The sequence below is a fragment of the Streptococcus oralis genome (assembly GCF_001983955.1).
Classification (GTDB): Bacteria; Bacillota; Bacilli; order Lactobacillales; family Streptococcaceae; genus Streptococcus; species Streptococcus jiangnanensis.
The window spans coordinates 1,125,663-1,148,781 of sequence record NZ_CP019562.1; the positions used below are offsets into that span (position 1 = coordinate 1,125,663).

23 protein-coding genes and 1 pseudogene are annotated in these 23,119 nt (G+C 41.7%); 6 read left to right on the top strand and 18 right to left on the bottom strand.

Features of this window, described 5'->3' with window-relative positions; all coding sequences use genetic code 11:
• Positions 1–124: 124 nt before the first annotated feature.
• From BWR56_RS05465 to parE, 5 genes and pseudogenes are all read right to left on the bottom strand, one after another.
• Positions 125–979, bottom strand: a complete 855-nt coding sequence (locus BWR56_RS05465) for an aminoglycoside 6-adenylyltransferase (protein WP_049504522.1) — start codon at positions 977–979, stop codon at positions 125–127.
• On the bottom strand, positions 969–1,481 hold the full coding sequence (locus BWR56_RS05470; protein WP_049504519.1) for a hypothetical protein: 513 nt from the start codon (positions 1,479–1,481) through the stop codon (positions 969–971). The genes BWR56_RS05465 and BWR56_RS05470 overlap by 11 nt, the downstream gene beginning before the upstream one ends.
• Positions 1,482–1,613: 132 nt before the next feature.
• A pseudogene (locus tag BWR56_RS05480) lies at positions 1,614–1,790 on the bottom strand (aminoglycoside 6-adenylyltransferase); the annotation flags it as partial.
• A gap of 141 nt (positions 1,791–1,931) precedes the next feature.
• Positions 1,932–2,339, bottom strand: a complete 408-nt coding sequence (locus BWR56_RS10100; protein WP_049504516.1) for a YkvA family protein — start codon at positions 2,337–2,339, stop codon at positions 1,932–1,934.
• Positions 2,340–2,372: 33 nt separating this feature from the next.
• Complete coding sequence (gene parE, locus BWR56_RS05490; protein WP_049504514.1) at positions 2,373–4,316, bottom strand: DNA topoisomerase IV subunit B; 1,944 nt, start codon at positions 4,314–4,316, stop codon at positions 2,373–2,375.
• Between the two features lie 135 nt (positions 4,317–4,451).
• Between parE and plsY the strand changes: the two genes are divergently transcribed.
• Positions 4,452–5,093, top strand: coding sequence for a glycerol-3-phosphate 1-O-acyltransferase PlsY (gene plsY / locus BWR56_RS05495; protein ID WP_049504512.1), 642 nt, complete (start codon positions 4,452–4,454; stop codon positions 5,091–5,093).
• 34 nt (positions 5,094–5,127) lie between these two features.
• Here plsY and BWR56_RS05500 read toward each other — a convergent pair whose 3' ends face one another.
• The 9 genes from BWR56_RS05500 to BWR56_RS05540 all read right to left on the bottom strand — a co-directional run bounded on the left by BWR56_RS05500 (position 5,128) and on the right by BWR56_RS05540 (position 13,484).
• Positions 5,128–6,084, bottom strand: a complete 957-nt coding sequence (locus BWR56_RS05500; protein WP_000029132.1) for an ABC transporter permease — start codon at positions 6,082–6,084, stop codon at positions 5,128–5,130.
• 2 nt (positions 6,085–6,086) lie between these two features.
• The gene (locus BWR56_RS05505) at positions 6,087–7,145 is read right to left on the bottom strand and encodes an ABC transporter permease (protein ID WP_042902164.1); all 1,059 of its coding nucleotides are present in this window, start codon (positions 7,143–7,145) and stop codon (positions 6,087–6,089) included.
• Complete coding sequence (locus BWR56_RS05510; protein ID WP_049504506.1) at positions 7,138–8,673, bottom strand: ABC transporter ATP-binding protein; 1,536 nt, start codon at positions 8,671–8,673, stop codon at positions 7,138–7,140. The genes BWR56_RS05505 and BWR56_RS05510 overlap by 8 nt, the downstream gene beginning before the upstream one ends.
• Positions 8,674–8,809: 136 nt before the next feature.
• Positions 8,810–9,865, bottom strand: coding sequence for a BMP family lipoprotein (locus tag BWR56_RS05515; RefSeq protein WP_049504505.1), 1,056 nt, complete (start codon positions 9,863–9,865; stop codon positions 8,810–8,812).
• Between the two features lie 89 nt (positions 9,866–9,954).
• Positions 9,955–10,344: a cytidine deaminase gene (locus BWR56_RS05520; RefSeq protein ID WP_000246096.1), complete on the bottom strand. Its 390-nt coding sequence runs from the start codon at positions 10,342–10,344 to the stop codon at positions 9,955–9,957.
• Entirely contained in the window at positions 10,331–10,993 is a 663-nt protein-coding gene (gene deoC, locus BWR56_RS05525; RefSeq protein WP_076984602.1) for a deoxyribose-phosphate aldolase, read from the bottom strand. The genes BWR56_RS05520 and deoC overlap by 14 nt, the downstream gene beginning before the upstream one ends.
• A gap of 19 nt (positions 10,994–11,012) precedes the next feature.
• Positions 11,013–12,290 carry a pyrimidine-nucleoside phosphorylase gene (locus tag BWR56_RS05530; RefSeq protein WP_076984603.1) on the bottom strand — a complete coding sequence of 426 codons (1,278 nt, stop codon included), beginning with the start codon at positions 12,288–12,290 and terminating at the stop codon, positions 11,013–11,015.
• On the bottom strand, positions 12,287–12,877 hold the full coding sequence (locus BWR56_RS05535; RefSeq protein ID WP_076984604.1) for a class I SAM-dependent methyltransferase: 591 nt from the start codon (positions 12,875–12,877) through the stop codon (positions 12,287–12,289). Before BWR56_RS05535 ends, BWR56_RS05530 begins: the two co-directional genes overlap by 4 nt.
• A 202-nt stretch (positions 12,878–13,079) precedes the next feature.
• Positions 13,080–13,484 (bottom strand): hypothetical protein, encoded by a 405-nt coding sequence (locus BWR56_RS05540; protein ID WP_049504491.1) that lies wholly within the window; start codon positions 13,482–13,484, stop codon positions 13,080–13,082.
• A gap of 201 nt (positions 13,485–13,685) precedes the next feature.
• Here BWR56_RS05540 and coaA point away from each other — a divergent pair, with 201 nt between their 5' ends.
• The 3 genes from coaA (at position 13,686) to BWR56_RS05555 (ending at position 15,496) form a co-directional block, all read left to right on the top strand.
• Entirely contained in the window at positions 13,686–14,606 is a 921-nt protein-coding gene (gene coaA / locus BWR56_RS05545) for a type I pantothenate kinase (protein ID WP_000180519.1), read from the top strand.
• Between the two features lie 67 nt (positions 14,607–14,673).
• Positions 14,674–14,910, top strand: coding sequence for a 30S ribosomal protein S20 (rpsT, locus tag BWR56_RS05550; protein ID WP_001274000.1), 237 nt, complete (start codon positions 14,674–14,676; stop codon positions 14,908–14,910).
• Positions 14,911–14,962: 52 nt separating this feature from the next.
• The gene (locus BWR56_RS05555; protein WP_076984605.1) at positions 14,963–15,496 is read left to right on the top strand and encodes a DNA topology modulation protein; all 534 of its coding nucleotides are present in this window, start codon (positions 14,963–14,965) and stop codon (positions 15,494–15,496) included.
• A gap of 16 nt (positions 15,497–15,512) precedes the next feature.
• Here the strand turns inward: BWR56_RS05555 and metG are convergent, their stop codons facing one another.
• The 4 genes from metG to BWR56_RS05575 all read right to left on the bottom strand — a co-directional run bounded on the left by metG (position 15,513) and on the right by BWR56_RS05575 (position 20,773).
• Positions 15,513–17,510 (bottom strand): methionine--tRNA ligase, encoded by a 1,998-nt coding sequence (metG, locus tag BWR56_RS05560; RefSeq protein ID WP_076984606.1) that lies wholly within the window; start codon positions 17,508–17,510, stop codon positions 15,513–15,515.
• A 136-nt stretch (positions 17,511–17,646) separates the two neighbouring features.
• On the bottom strand, positions 17,647–18,906 hold the full coding sequence (locus BWR56_RS05565; RefSeq protein ID WP_049505583.1) for an ABC transporter permease: 1,260 nt from the start codon (positions 18,904–18,906) through the stop codon (positions 17,647–17,649).
• The gene (locus BWR56_RS05570; protein ID WP_049505582.1) at positions 18,907–19,605 is read right to left on the bottom strand and encodes an ABC transporter ATP-binding protein; all 699 of its coding nucleotides are present in this window, start codon (positions 19,603–19,605) and stop codon (positions 18,907–18,909) included.
• Positions 19,589–20,773 (bottom strand): efflux RND transporter periplasmic adaptor subunit, encoded by a 1,185-nt coding sequence (locus BWR56_RS05575; RefSeq protein WP_049505581.1) that lies wholly within the window; start codon positions 20,771–20,773, stop codon positions 19,589–19,591. Before BWR56_RS05575 ends, BWR56_RS05570 begins: the two co-directional genes overlap by 17 nt.
• Before the next feature lie 266 nt (positions 20,774–21,039).
• Between BWR56_RS05575 and gor the strand changes: the two genes are divergently transcribed.
• Positions 21,040–22,386 (top strand): glutathione-disulfide reductase, encoded by a 1,347-nt coding sequence (gene gor, locus BWR56_RS05580; RefSeq protein ID WP_049505580.1) that lies wholly within the window; start codon positions 21,040–21,042, stop codon positions 22,384–22,386.
• A 144-nt stretch (positions 22,387–22,530) separates the two neighbouring features.
• Complete coding sequence (locus BWR56_RS05585; protein ID WP_049505579.1) at positions 22,531–23,067, top strand: biotin transporter BioY; 537 nt, start codon at positions 22,531–22,533, stop codon at positions 23,065–23,067.
• The last annotated feature ends 52 nt before the right edge of the window (positions 23,068–23,119 follow it).

The following is a 23,119-nucleotide window of genomic DNA, read 5'->3' on the forward strand; positions in this document are numbered from 1 at the left end:
AATGTAGAGTGGGGTTTTATAGAATAAGGGATAATTTACAGAAATTAGTCCCGTGTTCAGTTACTATATATAACAAAACTATCTTTTCTGTAGTTTAATCTTTTAAATTATATACTTTATTTAGTTAGTGATTCGAAAGTCTCTCCTCAGCATACTCAATCATCCTCTCCGCCACTGCCTTATCATAGTCAAGGCCTATCTTGTTAGCAAAAGATTGAGCCTCTTGGTGGAAAAGTTTCATTGTTGCAAATAAAGACTGAGTGATTTTTTCTAAACTGGATAAATCAAGCAGATTTGAGAATTGCTTCTCTTTCTCAGCAGGTAAATAGTTAAAGAGATACTTATAGTTCTTGCCGATATCGACTCTTCCCCTATCACTGGCTACCTGCCAAGCTAAGACCTTCAAGAGTTCTTGTTGACAAATACCATAAAGATGATCAATGGCATAGAGTAGTTGTTTACGACAGATTCCTTTGACTACGTAGGCTGACACCCACCAAAATTCATTGCAGGCTTTTTCAAAATCAATCGGGCTAGCTGGGCTCGTCCAGTAACGTTGAGGACTCGGTGAATAAGGTTCAAACAAACCATTAGGATCTTCTAAAATGGTGAATCCTGCCTCACTATCCACCCACTCTTGCATGTGCTCTTTGGGGCAGAGGGTCAAATCAATCCGATTGCCATCTTCAAAGAGCATGAGATAAAGGCGACGGTGTCCCAGTACATTATACTGTTCAATCAAGCGTTTGCCAAACCGATCCAACCAAGAAAGGTCACTCGTCAGATTATCTAAATCCTCCACAACATAGACCACGTCGTAATCTTGAAACTCATCTTTTGGAGCTTTTGGATTTGTCCGTGAACCAGACATGGCGACAGCTTCAACTTGTAAAGTTTTAGCTGTTTGTAAAATCAATCTCAGCATTTGCGCTTCACTTCTATGTTGTCTGCACATATCTTTTATAGAATTATTTTTCATTGCCGTCTTGCTCCTCTTGTTTTTGGATGCCTCGTATTCTTTTCATCTCAAGTTCGCCTACGATTAATTGGATAGTTGAACAAATCCCCGAAACGATTAAAATAAAATAAAACAAATTCATATCGTTTCTATGATATATTTGAAAGCTTCTCCATAATACAAAAGTATTTACTAATGAAAGAAGGAAAAGTAAAATAGCATTGAATAGGAGTGTTATAGCAAACTTACTCTTAAAATACCTATAATGTTTTCCAATCCGATAGAGGGTATATAGTGAGAAAACAATCATCAAAGGTGTGAAGGCAAGTGCATAAAATAAGATAAACCCTATTCCTGAGTATGGTTTACTTTCAATTGGTAGATCTAATAGACAGATACCAACAGTGAGGATGTTCATTATAAACAAAGATACTGTGCGAGCACACTCTTTTCTACCTTTATTGGTCATTAAATCATATATAATTCCAAAAATGGCCAAGAGAACAAGGAAAAAAGGCATCATTAATAACGTAATCAATCCAGCACCTCCAATAGTTTTAGCGATTGTTTACCTAAAAAAGATAATCATCACCTTTACTTGAACTTTACAACTCCCCTGTCTGGTATAGGTTATACCCTTAAAGAAACGGGTCTGAGTAAGGTCATCCGTCAGATTATCTAAATCGTCCACGACATAGACTACATCATAATCTTGAAACTCGTCTTTTGGTGCTTTTGTATCAGTTCGTGAACCGGACATAGCGACAGCCTCGACTTTTAGACTTTTTGCGATTTGTAATATTAAATCAAGCATTTCGGTTTCAGTTCTCATGTTTATCACTTCTTTGTTTATTATAAAAATGAAATAAGGTATCAGATAATAAAATTAAGTATTGTCTATAAGTGATGATTTAAAATGATTTGATAATTCCTGTTTATACGGAATTGACTGTTAATAATCTAATTTATTGTCTTAAATTAACCCTTGAGCTTGACGCCATACATCATAAGAATCGATATCCGCTTTAACCATTGTTATACAAAATCCAACTACTGCGATATCATCCAAGTAGCCTATACCTGGTAAGAAATCTGGAATCAAATCTATCTGAGATAAAAGATAAATTAATGCACTTAAAATAGCCAAAATAGTTCCATAAGGAACAGTCGTATATTTACCTTGAACATAATTCTTCACTAAGGAAATCATAACTGGAACCATCGATAATTGTTCACCAACATTTGGTATTTCCTTAATTTTTTGCTCTAAATGATACAAAAAATTATCTAATTCGTCCTTATCATTTAATAATGCCTCAGACTGGGCATAGCCACTTTCGAGAGCTTCCTTTACTTGCTCTTCACTAAGATTTTCAGACATATTTTGTCCTCCATTTGTATTTCTTTATAGTTTTTAAAACACAGTCGCTTCTTCCAGCGTAAACTTGACATTATCCTCAATCCACTTACGGCGTGGTTCGACCTTGTCTCCCATAAGGACATTGACGCGGCGTTCGGCGCGTGCTAGGTCTTCGATGGTGACACGGATGAGGGTACGCGTTTCTGGGTTCATGGTTGTTTCCCAGAGCTGGTCCGCATTCATCTCACCAAGTCCCTTGTAGCGTTGGAGGGTTGCACCTTTACCAAACTGCTTGCGGAGTTCTTCTAGCTCCCCGTCCGTCCATGCGTAAGCCACTTCTTCTTTCTTGCCTTTTCCTTTGGACATCTTGTAAAGAGGCGGAAGGGCGATATAGACATGTCCTGCCTCAACTAGCGGACGCATATAACGGTAGAAGAATGTTAAAAGAAGAGTTTGGATATGGGCACCGTCGGTGTCGGCATCGGTCATGATAATGATCTTGTCATAATTGGCATCTTTAAGGGAGAAGTCTGCTCCGACACCCGCACCAATGGTATAAATCATAGTGTTGATTTCTTCATTTTTGAGAATATCTGCCATCTTGGCCTTGGCTGTATTAATCACCTTACCACGAAGAGGTAGGATAGCTTGGAATTTACGGTCACGGCCTTGCTTGGCAGAACCACCGGCAGAGTCCCCCTCAACCAGGTAGAGTTCATTTTTTGCAGGATTCTTAGACTGGGCTGGGGTCAATTTTCCAGACAACAAGCCCTTGTCTTTCTTGTTTTTCTTACCATTTCGGCTCTCATCACGCGCTTTGCGAGCCGCCTCACGAGCATCACGCGCCTTGATAGCTTTACGAATCAGATTGGAAGCCAGTTCCCCATTTTCCATGAGGAAGAAGGTTAACTTATCAGCCACAATCCCATCTACAACTGGACGAGCCAGAGGACTCCCTAGTTTATCCTTGGTCTGACCTTCAAACTGGAGGTGTTCTTCAGGAACAAGGATGGAAAGAACTGCCGCTAACCCTTCACGGTAATCGGAACCTTCTAGGTTTTTATCTTTTTCTTTGAGAAGTCCAGTTTTTCGCGCATAGTCGTTCATTACTTTGGTAATGGCAGACTTGAGTCCTGTCTCATGCGTTCCACCGTCCTTGGTACGAACGTTGTTAACAAAGGACAAGATGTTATCTGAAAATCCATCATTATATTGGAGGGCTACTTCTACTTGAAAACCATTGTCTTCGCCTTCAAAGTATAGGACTGGCGTCAAGGTTTCCTTGTCTTCATTGAGGTAAGAAACAAAGTCTTGTACCCCGTTCTCATAATGGAATTCGATTGCTTCATCTGTTCGCTTATCTGTCAAAGACAAGGTCACATTTTTTAAGAGAAAGGCTGACTCATTAAGGCGCTCTGAAATGGTATTGTACTTGAAATCTGTCGTAGAAAAGATACTAGCATCCGGCATGAAAGTGACTTTGGTACCTGTCTTAGACTTGGGTGCTGTACCAATTTTCTTCAAGGTTGTAACGGGTTTTCCACCATTTTCAAAACGTTGTTTATAAACCGTTCCATCACGGGTAATTTCCACTTCTAGCCAACTTGATAGGGCATTAACGACTGAAGATCCCACTCCGTGGAGACCACCAGATGTCTTATAACCCCCTTGACCGAATTTCCCTCCAGCGTGGAGAATGGTAAAGATAACCTCAACGGTTGGAATTCCCATGGCATGCATCCCAGTCGGCATCCCTCGACCATGGTCTTGAACCGTTAGACTGCCGTCTTTATTGATGGTCACATCAATGCGATCACCAAATCCAGACAAGGCTTCATCGACTGCATTGTCCACAATTTCCCAGACTAAGTGATGGAGACCTGCTCCGTCGGTCGATCCAATATACATCCCTGGACGTTTACGGACCGCATCCAACCCTTCTAGCACCTGAATGGCGTCATCATTGTAGTTATTAATATTGATTTCCTTTTTTGACACAAGGAACCTCCTATTTGTTCATCTTTTCTATTTTACAGGTTTTCTAGCGATTTTGCAAAGCTTTTCCCTTTCAGCCGTCACAATTTCACAGGATATTCTCTGACTTTCTATACCATTTCATGGTATAATAGGTCTATGATGACATTTGTATTATTAATTTTAGCTTATCTGCTAGGTTCGATTCCATCTGGTCTTTGGATTGGACAAATCTTCTTTCAAACAAATCTGCGTGAACATGGTTCTGGAAACACCGGAACAACCAATACTTTCCGAATTTTAGGTAAGAAAGCGGGTATGGCAACCTTTGTGATTGACTTCTTTAAAGGAACCTTGGCCACTCTCCTTCCAATCCTTTTCCAACTTCAAGGTGTATCACCTCTTGTATTTGGACTTTTGGCCGTAATTGGACATACCTTTCCTATCTTTGCAGGATTTAAAGGTGGTAAGGCTGTCGCAACCAGTGCTGGAGTGATTTTCGGATTTGCGCCTGTTTTCTGTCTCTATCTAGCAATCGTATTCTTTGGAAGCCTCTATCTAGGTAGTATGATTTCACTGTCTAGCGTTACTGCTGCTATTGCAGCCGTTATTGGAGTTCTCCTATTTCCACTATTTGGATTTATCCTGAACAACTATGACCCTCTCTTCATTTTGATTATCCTAGCACTTGCTAGCTTGATTATCATTCGTCACAAAGATAATATCACACGTATCAAAAATAAAACTGAAAATCTCGTTCCTTGGGGATTGAACCTAACCCATCAAAATCCAAAAAAATAAAACGCCAGTTTGAAACTGACGTTTTTTTGTATGCTTATTTTGACTTGATGTAGTTGATACCGTCTGCCTTAGGTGCAACTGCTTTTCCAAAGAAGGCTGCCAAGACAAGAATGGTCAAGACATAAGGCGCGATTTGAAGGTAAACCGCTGGTACTCCTTGTAAGAAAGGCAATTGAGAACCGATAACAGCCAAACTTTGTGAAAGTCCAAAGAAAAGACTAGAAAGCATAGCACCGATTGGGTTCCATTTACCAAAGATCATTGCAGCAAGGGCGATAAATCCAGGACCGACAATAGTTGTCACTGAGAAGTTAACTGAGATTGATTGAGCATAAATCGCTCCCCCAATTCCACCAAGGAAACCTGAAATAACAACCCCAAGATATCGCATTTTGTAGACATTGATCCCCAAGGTATCCGCTGCCTGAGGGTGTTCACCAACAGAGCGAAGGCGAAGACCAAAGCGGGTCTTGAAGAGGATAAACCAAGCAAGGAAAGAGAAGGCAATCGCGATATAACCTAGTAGACTGGTTGACTTGAAGAAGATATCTCCAATCACTGGGATATCAGCCAAAACTGGGAAATCAAAACGTCCAAAAGTTTGGCTTAAGTTATCCGTTTGTCCTTTGTTATAAAGAACTTTAACCAAGAAAACCGCTAGGGCAGGAGCCATCAAGTTCAATACTGTACCACTGACAACATGGTCCGCACGGAAATGAACTGTAGCGACTGCATGGATGAGAGAGAAAATAGCTCCCACGATACCAGCAACTAACAAGGAAATCCAAGGAGTAGCTGCTCCAAGTTGTTCTGCAAACTCAAGGTTAAAGACAACCCCAGAAAAGGCTCCCATAACCATAATTCCTTCAAGACCGACGTTAACGACACCACCACGTTCAGAGAAGACTCCTCCAATACTCGTAAAAATAAGTGGTGCTGAGTAAATCAGCATAGAAGAGACCAAGAGGGTGAGTAATGTTGTAATAGACATCCTTACTTACCTCCTTTAACTTGTTTTTTAGGTTTGACAAAGCGTTCGATAATGTAGTGAACGCTGACAAAGAAGATAATAGACGCTGTTACAATGCTAACAAGCTCAGACGGAACTTGCGCTGCGTTCATACCCGGTGCTCCTACTTGCAAAACTCCAAATAAGAAGGCTGCAAAGAGAATTCCAATTGGTGAATTTCCAGCAAGCAAACTAACTGCCATCCCGTTAAATCCGACAGCTAATGATGATCCCTGAACGTAAACGTTTTGGAAGGTACCAAGACCTTCGACCGCTCCACCAAGACCAGCCAGAGCACCAGAGATAATCATTGATAGAATGATTGTACGTTTTGCTGAAATACCAGCGTACTCTGAAGCATGGGGATTGAGACCAACTGCACGAATTTCAAAACCGAGAGTCGTTTTCTTGAGCAAGAACCAAATCACGCCAACAGCAATGATTGCAAAGAAGATTCCGATATTCATACGGGAATTTCCAGTCAACTCCGATAACCATGGTGTCTGGTATGTAGCGTTGGCACTAACACGAATCGTTGAATCTGTACTTTGCATAATATCTTTAGGAAAGGCATGAATAAAGGCATTTCCCACATACAATACAATGTAGTTCATCATGATGGTCACAATGACCTCTGACGTACCGAGATAGGCTCTGAGAATACCTGGAATTGCTCCAACAATTCCACCTGCGATCAAAGCAATGATCACTGTCAATGGAATCAAAACGAGACGAGGCATATCTGGATTTGACAAGGCAAACCAACCACTGAGAATCCAGCCTGCAAGTGCTTGACCAGGAAGTCCAACGTTAAAGAAACCTGCTCTACTGGCAACTGCGAAACCAAGACCTATCAAGACAAGAGGACCCATGGCACGGAAAATTTCTCCAATTCCACGGAGGCTACCAAAAGCTGTATAGAACAACTCCTCATAACCCCAGATAGCATCATATCCGAAGATCCACATGACAATGGCTCCGAGCAAGATTCCTAAAAATACGGAAATCAAGGGAACCGAAATTTGTTGTAATTTTTTAGACATCACTCTTCTCCTTTCCCAAGTTTCCACCTGCCATCAAGACACCAAGTTCTTGTTTGTTAGTCGTTTCTGGCGATACAATACCTTGAATCTTACCATCGTGAATAACAGCAATTCGGTCTGAGACATTTAAAATCTCATCCAATTCAAAGCTGACAACAAGGACAGCCTTCCCGTTATCACGTTCTTCAATCAAACGTTTGTGGATATATTCAATGGCACCGACATCCAAACCACGAGTTGGCTGGCTGACGATAAGGAGATCAGGATCACGATCAATCTCACGAGCGATAATCGCTTTTTGTTGATTTCCTCCTGAAAGAGCTGCTGCTGGAACAAATTCACTTGCCGCACGAACATCAAATTCTTCCATCAATTTCTTGGCATGTGAAGTGATATTGGCATAGTTCAAGATACCATTCTTGCTGAGTGGTTCTTTGTAGTAGGTTTGAAGAGCAATATTTTCTGAAATCATCATCTCCAAAATCAAGCCATCCCGGTGACGATCCTCAGGAACGTGCCCCACGCTTAGTTCTGTAATTTGTCGAGGATGCATTCCCACGATTGATTCGCCTTTTAATTCAACGCTACCTGACTCAATCTTACGAAGACCAGTAATGGCTTGAATGAGTTCAGACTGACCATTGCCATCAATACCTGCAATACCGACAATTTCACCAGCACGAACATCCAAAGAAAGATTCTTCACAGCTGGTACACCGCGGTTTTCATTGACAACCAAGTCTTTGATAGACAAGACCACTTCTTTGGGTTGTGGTGCTTGTTTTTCCGTTTTAAAGGAGACTGAGCGTCCAACCATCATTTCTGCCAAGTCCGCATTTGTTGCCCCTGCGATTTCAACTGTCTGGATTGATTTCCCACGACGGATAACCGTCACTCGATTCGATACCGCACGAATCTCATCCAGTTTATGGGTAATCAAAATAATGGACTTCCCTTCTTTGACAAGGTTTTTCATGATTGCCATCAACTCATCAATCTCTGAAGGAGTCAATACGGCTGTAGGTTCGTCAAAGATAAGGATATCAGCACCACGATAGAGTGTTTTCAAGATCTCTACACGTTGTTGGGCACCAACGGAAATATCCGCCACCTTAGCAGCTGGATCCACTGCCAAACCATAACGTTCAGAAAGAGCCTTGATTTCTTTAGTAGCACCAGCTATATCTAGAACACCATTTTTAGTGATTTCACTCCCTAAAATGATATTCTCAGCTACTGTAAAAGCTTCAACCAACATAAAATGTTGATGAACCATCCCAATTCCAAGACCAGCGGCTTTAGATGGTGAGTCTAGTTTTACAACCTGACCATTCACCACAATTTCACCACTCGTTGGTTCAAGAAGTCCTGCCAGCATATTCATCAGAGTGGATTTACCCGCTCCATTTTCTCCTAAAAGTGCATGGATTTCACCTTTTCGCAGTTGCAAGTTGATTTTGTCGTTTGCTACAAATTCACCAAACACCTTGGTAATATCCCGCATCTCAATGACATTTTCGTGTGCCATATGCTCTTCCTTTCAGAGGTTTATTTTATTTCAATAAAACCTGCTAATCACATTAACAAGCTCTATTGAGACAAAAATTGCCTCAATTCTTAAAGAAGCGACCAATGGCCGCTTCCTAAGAAATGACTTTTATCCATTATTTTTCAGGAACTTTTACGCTTCCGTCAAGGATTTTAGCTTTTGCATCTTCAACAGCTTTTTTACCTTCTTCTGAAAGGTTTGTTACTGCTAGCTCAACCCCTTTATCTTTCAATGAGTAAACAATCACTTGTCCACCAGGGAATTCACCATTTTCTGTTTTGTTGGCAATATCTTTTACAGTTGTACCAACTTGTTTCAATGTAGATACAAGAACGAAGTTAGATTCTTTACCATCTTTAGAAGTGTATTTACCTTCTGCTGCTTGGTCACGGTCTACACCGATAACCCAAACTTTTTCGTTTTCATTTTTGTTTTCGTTCAATGATTTTGCTTCAGCAAAGACACCAGCACCTGTACCACCAGCTGCTTGGTAGACAACGTCTGCACCGGCAGCATATTGAGCTGCTGCAATTGTTTTACCTTTAGCAGCATCACCAAATGAACCAGCATAGTCAACTTGGACTTTGATAGATGGGTCTACTGATTCAACACCAGCTTTGAATCCAGCTGCAAAACGTGAAATAACTTCAGATTCAATACCACCTACAAAACCAACTTGTTTTGTTTTCGTAGTTTTCGCTGCTGCAACACCAGCAAGGTAAGCTGCTTCGTTATCCGCAAATCTTACGCTCGCAACATTCTTTTGACCTTCAATCACATCATCAATCAAGACATAGTTTAGGTCAGAGTGGTCTTTTGCTGCTTCCTCAACTGCATTGTGAAGGGCAAAACCAACACCGAAGATCAGGTTGTAACTTCCAGCCGCTTGTTGCAAGTTGTTAGCATAGTCTGCTTCGCTTGTTGATTGGAAGTAAGTGTAACCTTTATCTTTAGAAAGATTGTGTTCTTTACCCCAGTCTTGCAAACCTTCCCAAGCTGATTGGTTAAATGATTTATCATCAACACCACCAGTATCTGTTACGATTGCTGCTTTGGTCTTCATTTCTGATGAAGATGAAGCGGCGTTACGAGAAGAGCGGTTACCACATGCAGCAAGTCCAACTGCTGCTACTGCAACTAGACCAAGGCCTAGCCATTGTTTCTTGTTCATTACTGAACCTCCTAAATAAGATGTGCAACGATGTTGCAAGTATGGATTGGTTGGCCACAAGGACCGCGTCACTCAGAGAGTGACTCAGACTAATTTAAGTCTGTAAATGAGTATGGAAGTAACTCCCCGACCGTCATCTCGACCGTCGATTTATCTTTAGCGACTAAAGTCACTTTTAGATCTTGTTCAAAAAATTCAACCATGACCTGGCGGCAAGCACCACATGGCGAGATAGGTTTTTCAGTTTGTCCGTAGACAATCAATTCTGAAAACTCCCGTTGCCCCTCCGAAACTGCTTTAAAAATAGCAGTACGTTCTCCACAATTAGTCAAGGGATAACTAGCATTCTCGATGTTCACACCCGTATAAATGCTACCATCCTTGGCAACTAAAACAGCTCCGATAGGAAAGTGAGAATAAGGCACATAAGCTTTCTTGCTAGTTTCAATTGCTAGTTCAATCAACTCAGTAGTTGCCATCTGCCAATTCTCCTTTTAAGATTGCTACACCAGCAGATGTTCCGATACGGGTAGCACCTGCCTCCACAAAGGCAAGAGCGTCTGCGTAAGAACGCGCTCCACCAGCAGCCTTAACACCCATATCAGGTCCCACTGTTTGACGCATTAACTTGACATCTGGCAGAGTTGCTCCTCCAGTTGAGAAACCAGTAGATGTTTTAACAAAGTCTGCTCCCGCTTTTTGAGAGAGTTGGCAGGCCACAACCTTTTCTTCGTCAGTCAATAAGCAAGCTTCAATAATAACTTTCACTAGCTTGTCGCCACTTGCTTCTACAACAGCACGAATGTCTGATTCAACTAAATCAAGATTTCCTGATTTGAGAGCTCCGACGTTGATAACCATATCAATCTCATCTGCTCCATTTTGGATGGCTTCCTTGGTCTCAAAAGCTTTGACAGCTGAAGTTGTTGCTCCCAAAGGAAAACCAACTACTGTACAAACCTTTACATCTGAACCTTCAAGCCCCGCCTTTGAATAAGCAACCCAAGTCGGGTTAACACAGACACTGGCGAAATCATACTCACGCGCTTCAGATAGCAAACGATCAATTTGTTCTTGACTTGCATCTTGTTTTAAAAGCGTATGATCAATGTATTTATTTAATTTCATATTCGGATTCTCCCTAGTTTTATGAGATAATTTCTATAATTTCTCGTAAACTTTGCACTCCATCATTTATTTTAACATATTTTTGAAATTCTGTAACTAGTTCAGAAGAAATTTTTCCATTTGTATAAACTTTTGCAACAATTTCTCCTTTTTGAACTGAGTCACCAACTTTCTTTTCAAAAACAATCCCTGTTTCATAGTCCAAGTCATCAGACTTGACTGCACGACCAGCTCCTAATCGCATGGCATATAGGCCAAAATCCATAGCTGGAAGGGCTGAAATGACACCTGTCTCTTGAGCCGGGATATCCACTACATGTGCAACATTTACTGGTCGGTAGAGATCTTCTAGATCACCGCCTTGAGCCGCCACCATTTCTTCAAATTTGGCAAGGGCTTGCCCATTTTCAAGGTGTTGACGTACTTCTTCTACCGTCTTCTCAACATCTGCTAAACTAAGCATAATCTGAGCTAGTTCACAGATAAAGTGACTGATATCTTCTCGACCTTTTCCTTGAAGAATTTCGATTGCTTCTAGAATTTCGAGACGATTGCCAATAGCTCGACCCAAGGGCTGACTCATATCGGTAATAACTGCTACAGTCTTTCTTCCAACAGCCTTTCCAAGATCAACCATGGTTTGAGCCAATTCGCGTGCCTCCTCAACAGTCTTCATAAAGGCACCCTCACCGACAGTCACATCTAGCAAAATGGCATCTGCCCCAGCAGCGATTTTCTTACTCATGACAGAACTAGCAATCAAAGGAATCGTGTCGACTGTCGCTGTCACATCACGAAGAGCATAGAGAAGTTTGTCTGCTTTAACCAGCTGATCTGACTGCCCAATGACAGATACACCAATGTCCTGTACCTGACGAATGAAATCCTCTTGACTACGTTCCACTTGGTAGCCCTTGATTGCTTCTAACTTATCCAAGGTCCCTCCAGTGTGTCCTAGTCCACGACCACTCATCTTGGCTACTGGAACACCAAAACTGGCCACCAAAGGAGCTAAAATCAAGGTCACCTTATCACCAACACCACCTGTCGAGTGTTTATCTACTTTGATACCCTCTATGGCTGACAAATCAAACTCTTGGCCCGTCTTAACCATATTCATCGTCAGGTCAGAAATCTCACGTGTGGTCATTCCTTTGAAATAAACTGCCATAGCAAAGGCAGACATTTGATAGTCTGGAACAGTTCCAGCCACATAGCCTTCTACCAACCATTTGATTTCATTTGAAGTCAGTTCTTGACCATCTCGTTTCTTTTGGATTAAATCAACTGCTCTCATTCTTTCACACTTCTAAGGATATAATATCCCTTATCTTTCTTTACGATTTCACAATTTCCAAAAACTTCTTCCATCTTACTTTTAGCACTTGGAGCCCCTTGTTTTTTCTGAATGACGATGGTTAAATCTCCTCTGTCTTTCAAGAAATCTCTGCTCTTTTCGATAATCTCATGAACAACCTGTTTGCCCGCTCGAATAGGCGGATTGGAAATAACATGGTCAAACTTCCCTTCAACTTGTTCATAGATATTGGATTGGAAAATCGTTACTTCTACTTTATTACGTTCAGCATTTTGTCGCGCTAGGTCCAAGGCACGATTATTGATATCGACCATGGTTGCCTGAACTCCATAAGCCTTGGCTAACGACAAACCCAATGGCCCATAACCACAACCTACATCAAGAACAGTTTCTCCTTTGTTAACCTCTAGACACTTCAATAAAAGCTGACTCCCAAAGTCAACCATTTTCTTGCTAAAAACACCCGCATCCGTCAAAAAGGTCATGTTTTCTCCCAACAATTCCACTCTCAACTCATGAATGTCGTGAGCAGCATCAGGATTTTCTGCATAATACATTTTACTCATAAAACTATTTTACCATAATTTGGCTTGAATTGTAAATCGTTTACAAAGTGATGATCAAATGAAAAAGACTGAAGAATCCTAGTCAAAAAACCTTTTCTTCAATCTCTTTCAATTATTAGAAATACATTACAATCTATCGGGAACTACAAATTATCATAGTCAGGAAAAAACAGATCGCCTGTAATCAAGCACATTTTCATCACTATTGCTTAACCTTAAAATACTTTATTATCAACAGGATTCCCAATATGATGTTTAGATAAAAACCCAACTGATAAGTTTGTGTCAAGATTTCCAAACTTGTCCAAAGTCGTATCAAATCTTCTAGTGACATACGGAATAGATATCCTTCTGTAGCAATCCACAAAATCAAAAATAGATAACTACCAGCAGCAAGCCATTTCGTCCACTGCTTTTTTACTAGCCAGGCAATCAAGAGTGAACAGATAAAGATAACTGTTACAAGGAGATGATCCATTAAGAAGGTAAAACCGTAATAGGTTTCTACAAAGCGTCTACCATTATCCGCATTCGCTCCCCTTATAAAAGGTAGTGTAAAACTTAAAATAAAACAGAGTTCCAATATGTAACATCTCAAGATTTTCATTGTATACCTCCTATAAGTTGCGAACTAAAAAGCCCACTTTTAATAACTGATAAGTCTTCAGAAACCATTCCCCATCTCATCATTAAATTATTCAACCTCCATCTACCTCTATTATACGATATTGACTTACTACCATCAAGAAACCGCTTTATCTTTTTAGCTTTTTATGGTATGATAAACAAAATATCTAGGGGAAAACAAATGACCAACGAATTTTTACATTTTGAAAAAATCAGTCGCCAGACTTGGCAATCATTGCATCGCAAAACAACCCCTCCCTTGACAGAGGAAGAGTTAGAATCCATCAAGAGTTTCAATGACCAGATTAGTCTGCAGGACGTAACAGACGTCTATCTTCCCCTTGTCCATCTTATCCATATTTACAAGCGCACTAAGGATGATTTGGCATTTTCAAAAGGAATTTTTCTTCAACGCGAAAGTAAATCTCAGCCTTTTATCATTGGGGTTTCTGGAAGCGTTGCTGTGGGGAAATCTACTACTAGTCGCTTGATTCAGATTCTACTATCACGCACTCTCCCAGATGCTACTGTAGAATTGGTGACAACTGACGGTTTTCTCTATCCCAATCAAACCTTGATAGACCAAGATATCTTAAATCGCAAAGGTTTTCCTGAAAGTTATGATATGGAAACCTTGCTGAATTTTCTTGACCGCCTAAAGAATGGGCAAGATGTCGATATTCCTGTCTATTCTCATGAAGTGTATGACATTGTTCCTGGAGAGAAGCAACGTGTCAAAGCTGCTGATTTTGTCATTGTCGAGGGCATCAATGTCTTTCAAAACCCTCAAAATGAGCGCCTTTACATCACTGATTTCTTTGATTTCTCCATCTATGTGGATGCAGCAGTTGAGGACATTGAAAGTTGGTATCTGGATCGTTTCTTAAAACTCCTCAGCTTTGCCCAAAATGATCCCAACAGCTACTACCACCGCTTTACGCAAATGCCAATTGGAGAAGTTGAAGCCTTTGCACATCAGGTTTGGACCAGTATTAATCTCACAAATCTACAAAACTATATCGAACCAACAAGGAATCGCGCCGAGGTCATTCTCCACAAGACTAAAAACCATGAAATCGATGAAATTTACCTAAAAAAATAATTTCCCCTTGTCAAAACCTAAGTTTTCATATATAATGGTATAGTTAGTAAATATGGAGGTAAGAACATTGGCAAACATTAAATCAGCTATCAAACGCGCTGAATTGAACGTTAAACAAAACGAAAAAAACTCAGCTCAAAAATCAGCTATGCGTACTGCTATCAAAGCTTTCGAAGCAAACCCTTCTGAAGAACTTTTCCGTGCTGCTAGCTCAGCTATCGACAAAGCAGAAACTAAAGGTTTGATTCATAAAAACAAAGCAAGCCGCGACAAAGCTCGTCTTTCAGCTAAACTTGCTAAATAAGAAACAGTCCATAGAGGCTGTTTTTTTGTCCTCTAATCAGAAAAGGTAGAAAATGAAAATCGCAATCATAGGATATTCTGGAGCCGGCAAGTCAACTCTAGCTGAAAAGTTGTCAAACTACTACTCCATCCCCAAACTGCATATGGACACACTCCAATTTCAACCTGGTTGGCAAGACAGTGACCGCGAATGGATGCTGGACGAGATGAAAAACTTTCTCACAAAGCACGAAGCTTGGGTCATCGACGGCAACTACTCTTGGTGTTGCTATGAAGAAAGAATGCTGGAAGCTGACAAAATCATCTTTCTCAATTTTTCACCATGGACTTGTCTCTTTCGAGCCTTTAAACGGTATCTCACATACCGAGGCAAGGTCAGAGAAAGTATGGCTGCAGGTTGCCCTGAACGCTTTGACTGGGAATTTATCAGATGGATTCTCTGGGATGGGCGGACCAAAACTGCTAAAGAACGCTATCAGCAGATTCAAGAAACCTATCCAGAGAAAGTAATTGTCCTCCGGTATCAAAAGGAGATGGACCACTTCTTAGAAAATCTCGCGCATAACAAGAAAAACCAACGTGTATAACGTTGGTTTTTTGCTTTTACCCAATCACACTTCCATTTGGTACAGCTGGATCAACTGTGAGAAGGGTTAATTTGCCATCATGTTCAGCTGAGAGAATCATACCTTGACTGACATATTTTTTCATCATTTTACGTGGTTTAAGGTTAGCAACGATTTGGACTTTCTTGCCGACCAATTCTTGCTCATTTGGATAGTATTTGGCAATTCCTGAGAGGATTTGACGGTCTTCGCCATCACCAGCATCTAAGCGGAATTGAAGCAACTTATCAGAACCTTCCACTTTAGACACTTCTTTGACTTCTGCGACACGGATTTCAACCTTGTCAAAGTCTTCAAACTTGATTTCATCCTTGTTTAGTTTGAGTTCGACTTCATCTGGATTCCACTCTTTTTCGACAGCTGGTTTGTTGCCTTCCATTTGTTCCTTGATATAGGCAATTTCTTCTTCCATGTCCAGACGTGGGAAGATTGGTGTTCCTTTGGCAACTACAGTCACATCTGCTGGGAAGTCAGCCAAACTCAAGTTCTCAAGGCTAGAAACTTCTGCGAGACCAAGCTGAGTCAAGACTGCCTGACTTGTCTCCATCATAAATGGCTCAATCATGTGAGCTACGACACGAAGGCTGGCTGCCAAGTGGCTCATGACACTTGCCAATTGGTCACGAAGGGCTTCATCCTTGGCCAAGACCCATGGGGCTGTCTCATCGATGTATTTGTTAGTACGAGAGATAAGAGTCCAGACTGCTTCAAGTGCACGTGGGTAGTCAACTGCTTCCATGTGTGTATGGTAGTCAGAGATAGATTGCTCTGCTACTTGAGCAAGAGCATTGTCAAATTCAGTCACACCTTCTACATAGGCTGGAATTTGCCCATCAAAGTACTTGTTGATCATGGAAACCGTACGGTTGAGGAGGTTTCCAAGGTCATTGGCCAATTCATAGTTGATACGGCCTACATAGTCTTCAGGAGTGAAGGTTCCGTCTGAACCAACTGGAAGGCTACGCATGAGGTAGTAACGAAGTGGATCCAGTCCATAACGTTCTACTAGCATTTCAGGGTAAACGACATTCCCTTTAGACTTAGACATCTTGCCGTCTTTCATGACAAACCAACCGTGGGCAATCAAACGTTCTGGCAACTTGATATTGAGCATCATGAGCAAGATTGGCCAGTAGATTGAGTGGAAACGGAGAATATCTTTTCCGACCATGTGGAAGACTGTTCCGTTCCAGAACTTGTCAAAGTTAGTATGATCGTCTTGACCATAACCAAGAGCAGTCGCATAGTTGAGAAGGGCATCAATCCAAACATAGACAACGTGTTTTGGATTAGATGGTACTGGCACACCCCAGGTAAAGGTTGTACGAGAAACCGCTAAGTCTTCCAAACCTGGCTCAATAAAGTTACGTAACATTTCATTAAGACGACCATCTGGAGTGATGAAATCAGGGTGAGATTTGAAAAATTCTACCAAACGGTCTTGGTATTTGCTGAGGCGAAGGAAGTAAGATTCTTCAGAAACCCATTCCACTTCGTGACCTGATGGAGCGATACCGCCCGTCACATTTCCAGCTTCATCACGGAAAACTTCCGCAAGCTGACTTTCTGTAAAGAATTCTTCATCTGAAACTGAATACCAGCCAGAGTATTCACCTAAGTAGATATCATCTTGAGCAAGCAAGCGTTCAAAGACTTGAGCTACAACTTTTTCATGGTAATCATCAGTTGTACGGATAAATTTATCGTATGAGATATCGAGTAATTTCCAGAGTTCTTTGACACCAATCGCCATCCCATCAACATAGGCTTGAGGTGTGATACCAGCTTCTTCTGCTTTTTGTTGAATCTTTTGACCATGCTCATCAAGACCAGTCAGATAAAAGACATCGTAGCCCATGAGGCGTTTGTAGCGAGCTAAGACATCGCATGCGATAGTTGTGTAGGCAGAACCGATATGAAGTTTACCAGATGGATAGTAAATCGGTGTTGTAATATAAAAATTCTTTTCAGACATAATTTTTCCTTTCCAGGCAAATGAAACCTGTTTTTCTAACACTTCATTATATCATATTTTTAGTGATTTTCGACAGGAAAATCCATACAAAAACAAGACAGATAAATGTCCATCTTGTTTTTTTCTGTTCTATATCTTATTCATAACGAAGGGCTTCGATTGGATCGAGCTTAGAGGCTTTATTGGCCGGCAAGACTCCGAAGATCATCCCAACGCTGGCTGACACAGCCAAGCTAAAGAGAGCGATTGGGAGGGAAACCCCAACTTCGATACCTGCAATCATGTTTTGAAGCAATACTCCAGCTAACATGGTCATTCCAGCAGCAATCCCAAGACCGATGACACCACCTAGCAAAGTTAAGATCATGGATTCAATCAAAAACTGTACCAAGATATTAGCCCGAGTAGCTCCGAGAGCTTTTCGTAGACCAATCTCCCGCGTGCGTTCTGTGACCGAAACCAGCATTATATTCATGACACCAGTTCCCCCGACAAAGAGAGAGATTCCTGCGATGGCACTGATGATCGTTGTCATAAAACCAAATAGTTGTTGTACCTCTTGGAAGGCGGCAGTTGCATCCGCAACTTGGTACTCCCCTTGCTGAAGACCAGCAATCTCAGTCAATTTTCGAGCCAACTCTGGTCCCAAGGTCTGCGTTAGACTAGTATCATTGACACGAAAGACGATGTTCGAGATTTCATCAGTATTAAAATTGGCTGCGAGAGAAATATTGGTCGTAATTGGAAGACCACCAATCCCAAAGGATTTAGCAGTTTTAGCTTCATTACTAGTATAAACACCAATCACACGGTAACTAAATTCATTAACAGAGATGATTTGATTAACCGCAGCTTCTGGACTATCAAACAAACTCTTGGCTAGTTCTTCGTCCAGCAAAATCACACTGGCAAATTCCTTGTAGTCTTGCGGTCTTAGACTTCTACCCGCAACGATTTCATTTTCAACTGCGTTCATGTAGGTGCTATTTCCGCCTGTCAGAGTCGCTCGTTCAACTTTCTTATCCTTATAAGATAGGGTGACGTTGGTCGAGTTGGTGACATAGTAGCTGTCTACTCCTTTAAGTTTAGCAGCCTCCTTGACCCAGGATTCTAGTGGTTTTGGTGGTTCAACATGAACATCCTCTTCTTTCCCACTGACTGTCAAAGCGGATTGTTTCTGCGTGAAGGAGCCGTCCTTGCTTTTGATAGGGGAGAAAAAGACATGGATATCCTTCTGTGATTTGGTCATGTTTTTATTGACCTGACGAGACATGGAGTCTCCCAGTGCCATGATGACGACGACAGACGAAACTCCGATGATAATCCCAATCATGGTGAGGAAGGAACGCATCTTGTGGGCCATGATGGATGAAAAGGCAAATTTCAGATTCTGCATCTAGTTTTCCTCCTTTTCTAGGGCACTGTCGGACGAGATGATCCCATCACGAATGACAATTTGGCGTTTGGCATAGGCCGCAATCTCAGGCTCGTGCGTGACCATGATAATGGTTTTCCCTTCCTTGTTTAACTCCACCAACAGCTGCATGATTTGATTTCCTGTCTTGGTATCCAAGGCTCCTGTGGGTTCGTCTGCTAGGATGATAGAAGGATTATTTACCAAAGCACGCGCAATCGCTACACGTTGCTTTTGACCACCTGATAACTCGGAAGGCAAATGATGACTGCGCTCCGTCAGTTCAACCTTTTCCAGAAATTCCTCAGCCAATTTCCGACGTTTTGAAGCCGAAACACCAGCGTAAATCAAGGGCAATTCGACATTTTGAAGAGCATTAAGCTTGGACAAGAGAAAGAACTGCTGAAAGACAAAGCCGATTTGCTGGTTGCGGACCTTGGCCAATTGTTTCTCTCCAAGACCTGCCACTTCTTGACCTTCAAGATAGTACTCTCCACTAGTTGGTGTATCCAACATTCCGATGGTATTCATCAACGTAGACTTACCAGAACCAGAAGGTCCCATAATGGCAACAAACTCACCTTCATGAACTTCTAGATTGATATTTTTAAGGACCTGCAGTTCTTGGTCACCATTTCGATAACTCCTACAGATATTTTTGAGACTAATTAGTTTCTTCATCAGCCTTCACCTCTTTTCCTTCTTCCAAGGAAGATGTTGGATTACTGATGACCTTGGCTCCGTCTGTCAAACCTGAAGTAATTTCTTGGTTGTCTGCATCCGCATTCCCCAAAGTAACTTCCACTTTCTTGGCTTTTTTCTGGTCGTCAACGAGCCAGACATAGTTTTTGTCATTTTCGGTAACAACACTTGCCAAAGGAACAAGGATGGCTTTACTCTTGTTTTTGACTTCCACACTGACAGAGAAGCCTTGTTTCAACTCACCGATATCGCTGGTCACATCAACAGTATAAGGGTACTTAGAGCCAGTATTTCCTCCAAGGGCTGCATTTGCTGCTTCTCCATTGTTTTTAGGATAATCAGAAATATAGCTAATCTTACCAGTCCAACTCTTATCTTGATACACTTTAGAAGTAAAGGTAACTTCTTGCCCTACAGAGAGGTTGGCAAGGTTGTATTCAGACAACTCCCCTTTGACCTGCAAGTTTTCATTACTTACGACATGTACTACCACTTGGCTATTACCTGTTGGCGATTTGGAAACATTACGATTAACTTCAACTACAGTCCCTTCTAGTGTACTGAGGACTGTTGCAGCATCTAGCTGAGCTTGAGCCTTGTTGAGTTGGGCAACAGCATCTGCACGGTTATCCTTGGCATCACTGATTTGAGAGTCGATAGAGGATACGGAAGAAGTCGCTGCTTGCGCTTGTTCTGGGAGTCCAGCTTCTGCTGGAACTTGTGGAGAAGCTGGTGCAGCTGATGCATTCTCACGAGCTTTGTTTAACTCCTCAATATGACGGTCTGCCTTTGCAACTGCACGATCGGCTGCATCATAGGCAGCTTGAGCATCTGCACTGCTGTATTTGACCAAAGCTTGCCCTTCTTCGACCTTGTCTCCAACCGAAACGAGAATTTCATCTAAATCTCCCTTACTAGCATCAAAATAAACGTATTGTTCATTTTTTGCTGTAACCGTACCTGACAAGAGAACCGATGAAGCAACAGAACCTTCCTTAGCAGTAACGATATGAGAGGTTTCCTCCTTGATTGCTGACTGGGAAGGTTGTCTAAAAATCAAAATCCCCGCAGCACCGATAACAATAGCACTGGCAACACCAATCGCTGTGTATAATTGCCATTTTTTTGCCTTCTTATTTCTTTTCATATTTAAACTCCTTTAATCTTTTGCCTTACAAAAACCATTATATCAGAAACACCAAGCCCAAACAATGACAGTTCAGATGGAAACAATGACAATTCAGGATCATTATTTCGTTCGGTATTCGTTTATTGGATTATTGTGCTAGATATATAATACAATATCTTTTTGAATTTGGCAAGCGTTTTTATAATTTTTTTATCGTAGCAGATTTTTGCATTCAAAAAATAAAAACGATAGAATATGACTATCAAAGCTATAAGGAGTTTTTTATGAGAGAATATGATATCATCGCCATCGGTGGAGGAAGCGGCGGCATTGCCACTATGAACCGCGCTGGCGAACACGGTGCTAAAGCTGCTGTTATCGAAGAGAAAAAATTAGGTGGAACCTGCGTCAATGTCGGCTGTGTTCCTAAAAAAATCATGTGGTATGGAGCGCAAATCGCTGAAAGCTTCCACCACTACGGCCCTGACTATGGTTTTACAAGTTCAGATGTGCAATTTGATTTCGCAAAACTTCGTCAAAATCGTGAAGCCTACATCGATCGTGCCCGCTCGTCTTATGATGGAAGTTTCAAGCGCAACGGTGTTGATTTGATTGAAGGTCGTGCTCATTTTGTTGATTCCCACACCGTTAGCGTCAATGGTGAATTGATTCGTGCCAAGCATATCGTGATTGCGACTGGCGCTCGTCCAAGCATCCCAACTATTCCTGGAGCTGAACTCGGTGGTAGCTCAGACGATGTCTTTGCTTGGGAGCAACTTCCTGAATCCGTTGCGATTCTTGGAGCTGGTTATATCGCCGTTGAATTAGCAGGTGTTCTCCACGCGCTAGGAGTAAAAACGGATTTGTTTGTCCGTCGCGATCGTCCCTTGCGTGGTTTTGACAGCTACATAGTTGAAGGACTTGTCAATGAAATGGAAAAAACAGGTCTACCTTTACACACACACAAGGTACCCGTCAAGCTCGAAGAAACGGAGCAAGGTATTACCATTCATTTCGAAGACGGTTCTAGTCACACTGCCAGCAAAGTAATCTGGGCTACCGGTCGCCGTCCAAATGTAGACGGTCTGGAGTTAGAAAAGGCTGGCGTCACACTCAACCAACGTGGATTTATCCAAGTGGATGAATATCAAAATACAGTTGTAGATGGCATCTATGCTCTTGGAGATGTTACTGGTGAGAAGGAACTGACCCCAGTAGCCATCAAGGCAGGACGTACCTTATCTGAACGCCTCTTCAACGGGAAAACAAATGCCAAGATGGACTACACGACTATCCCTACTGTTGTCTTCTCACACCCAGCAATCGGAACGGTTGGTTTAACCGAGGATCAAGCTATCAAAGAATACGGCCAAGATAACATCAAAGTCTACAAGTCAAGTTTTGCATCTATGTACTCTGCTGTTACAAACCATCGTCAAGAATCACGCTTCAAACTCATCACCGCTGGTGCTGATGAAAAAGTTGTTGGTCTTCACGGACTAGGATACGGAGTGGATGAGATGATTCAAGGATTTGCAGTCGCTATCAAGATGGGAGCGACCAAGGCAGACTTTGACGCTACAGTAGCTATCCACCCAACTGCTTCTGAAGAATTTGTGACCATGCGCTAATTATCGCAAGAGACCTGAAGAGGTCTCTTTTTACATGTAAAATCGGCTGTTACAAAAAATGTTACCCTTAATTAAAAAATAGGTTGACTTTTGTTTCTGAATTAGTATAATAGTTACTATAATTTTGAAAAGAGGTTAACAGTTTTGAAAAAAGCTCATATCTATGCTATCCCTGCTATCGGCGCTGCTCTCATCGCCGTATTGGCACAAATCAGTCTCCCTATCGGTCCTGTACCTTTCACTTTGCAAAACTTTGCAATCGGTCTGATTGCTACTGTTTTTAGACCCAGAGAAGCTGTTCTATCTGTAGCTCTCTATCTCTTGCTGGGTGCCATTGGTTTACCTGTTTTTGCAGGGGGAGGAGCTGGATTTCACGTTTTAGTCGGCCCAAGTGCAGGCTATCTTTGGTTCGACCTTGTCTATGCTGGACTTACATCTTATCTCATCCATCAAAACAGTGGCTACATTCGCATTTTCCTAGCCAACCTCTTGGGTGACTCCCTCGTCTTTGTCGGAGGTATTCTCAGCCTCCACTTCCTTGCCGGGATGCCATTCGATAAGGCACTCGCTGTCGGTGTCCTTCCCTTTATCCTCCCTGACCTTGGTAAGATTATTGCCATTAGTTTCATTAGTCGTCCCCTACTCGAACGATTGAAAAGCCTTCCATATTTTTCAAGATAAAAAAATAGTCCAGAACCATTGTTCTGGACTATTTCCTTTCCAATTACTTCCT

What these genes read in the sequence shown, in the direction of transcription:
- deoC (WP_076984602.1), bottom strand. Translation starts at nt 10,993, where the DNA reads ATGAAATTAAATAAATACATTGATCATACGCTTTTAAAACAAGATGCA.
- BWR56_RS05465 (WP_049504522.1), bottom strand. Translation starts at nt 979, where the DNA reads ATGAAAAATAATTCTATAAAAGATATGTGCAGACAACATAGAAGTGAA.
- BWR56_RS05555 (WP_076984605.1), top strand. Translation starts at nt 14,963, where the DNA reads ATGAAAATCGCAATCATAGGATATTCTGGAGCCGGCAAGTCAACTCTA.
- coaA (WP_000180519.1), top strand. Translation starts at nt 13,686, where the DNA reads ATGACCAACGAATTTTTACATTTTGAAAAAATCAGTCGCCAGACTTGG.
- BWR56_RS05500 (WP_000029132.1), bottom strand. Translation starts at nt 6,084, where the DNA reads ATGTCTATTACAACATTACTCACCCTCTTGGTCTCTTCTATGCTGATT.
- BWR56_RS05575 (WP_049505581.1), bottom strand. Translation starts at nt 20,773, where the DNA reads ATGAAAAGAAATAAGAAGGCAAAAAAATGGCAATTATACACAGCGATT.
- BWR56_RS05510 (WP_049504506.1), bottom strand. Translation starts at nt 8,673, where the DNA reads ATGGCACACGAAAATGTCATTGAGATGCGGGATATTACCAAGGTGTTT.
- BWR56_RS05505 (WP_042902164.1), bottom strand. Translation starts at nt 7,145, where the DNA reads ATGTCTAAAAAATTACAACAAATTTCGGTTCCCTTGATTTCCGTATTT.
- BWR56_RS05540 (WP_049504491.1), bottom strand. Translation starts at nt 13,484, where the DNA reads ATGAAAATCTTGAGATGTTACATATTGGAACTCTGTTTTATTTTAAGT.
- BWR56_RS05520 (WP_000246096.1), bottom strand. Translation starts at nt 10,344, where the DNA reads ATGGCAACTACTGAGTTGATTGAACTAGCAATTGAAACTAGCAAGAAA.
- BWR56_RS05565 (WP_049505583.1), bottom strand. Translation starts at nt 18,906, where the DNA reads ATGCAGAATCTGAAATTTGCCTTTTCATCCATCATGGCCCACAAGATG.
- BWR56_RS05570 (WP_049505582.1), bottom strand. Translation starts at nt 19,605, where the DNA reads ATGAAGAAACTAATTAGTCTCAAAAATATCTGTAGGAGTTATCGAAAT.
- BWR56_RS05515 (WP_049504505.1), bottom strand. Translation starts at nt 9,865, where the DNA reads ATGAACAAGAAACAATGGCTAGGCCTTGGTCTAGTTGCAGTAGCAGCA.
- BWR56_RS10100 (WP_049504516.1), bottom strand. Translation starts at nt 2,339, where the DNA reads ATGTCTGAAAATCTTAGTGAAGAGCAAGTAAAGGAAGCTCTCGAAAGT.
- BWR56_RS05535 (WP_076984604.1), bottom strand. Translation starts at nt 12,877, where the DNA reads ATGAGTAAAATGTATTATGCAGAAAATCCTGATGCTGCTCACGACATT.
- BWR56_RS05530 (WP_076984603.1), bottom strand. Translation starts at nt 12,290, where the DNA reads ATGAGAGCAGTTGATTTAATCCAAAAGAAACGAGATGGTCAAGAACTG.
- metG (WP_076984606.1), bottom strand. Translation starts at nt 17,510, where the DNA reads ATGTCTGAAAAGAATTTTTATATTACAACACCGATTTACTATCCATCT.
- gor (WP_049505580.1), top strand. Translation starts at nt 21,040, where the DNA reads ATGAGAGAATATGATATCATCGCCATCGGTGGAGGAAGCGGCGGCATT.
- BWR56_RS05470 (WP_049504519.1), bottom strand. Translation starts at nt 1,481, where the DNA reads ATGATGCCTTTTTTCCTTGTTCTCTTGGCCATTTTTGGAATTATATAT.
- plsY (WP_049504512.1), top strand. Translation starts at nt 4,452, where the DNA reads ATGATGACATTTGTATTATTAATTTTAGCTTATCTGCTAGGTTCGATT.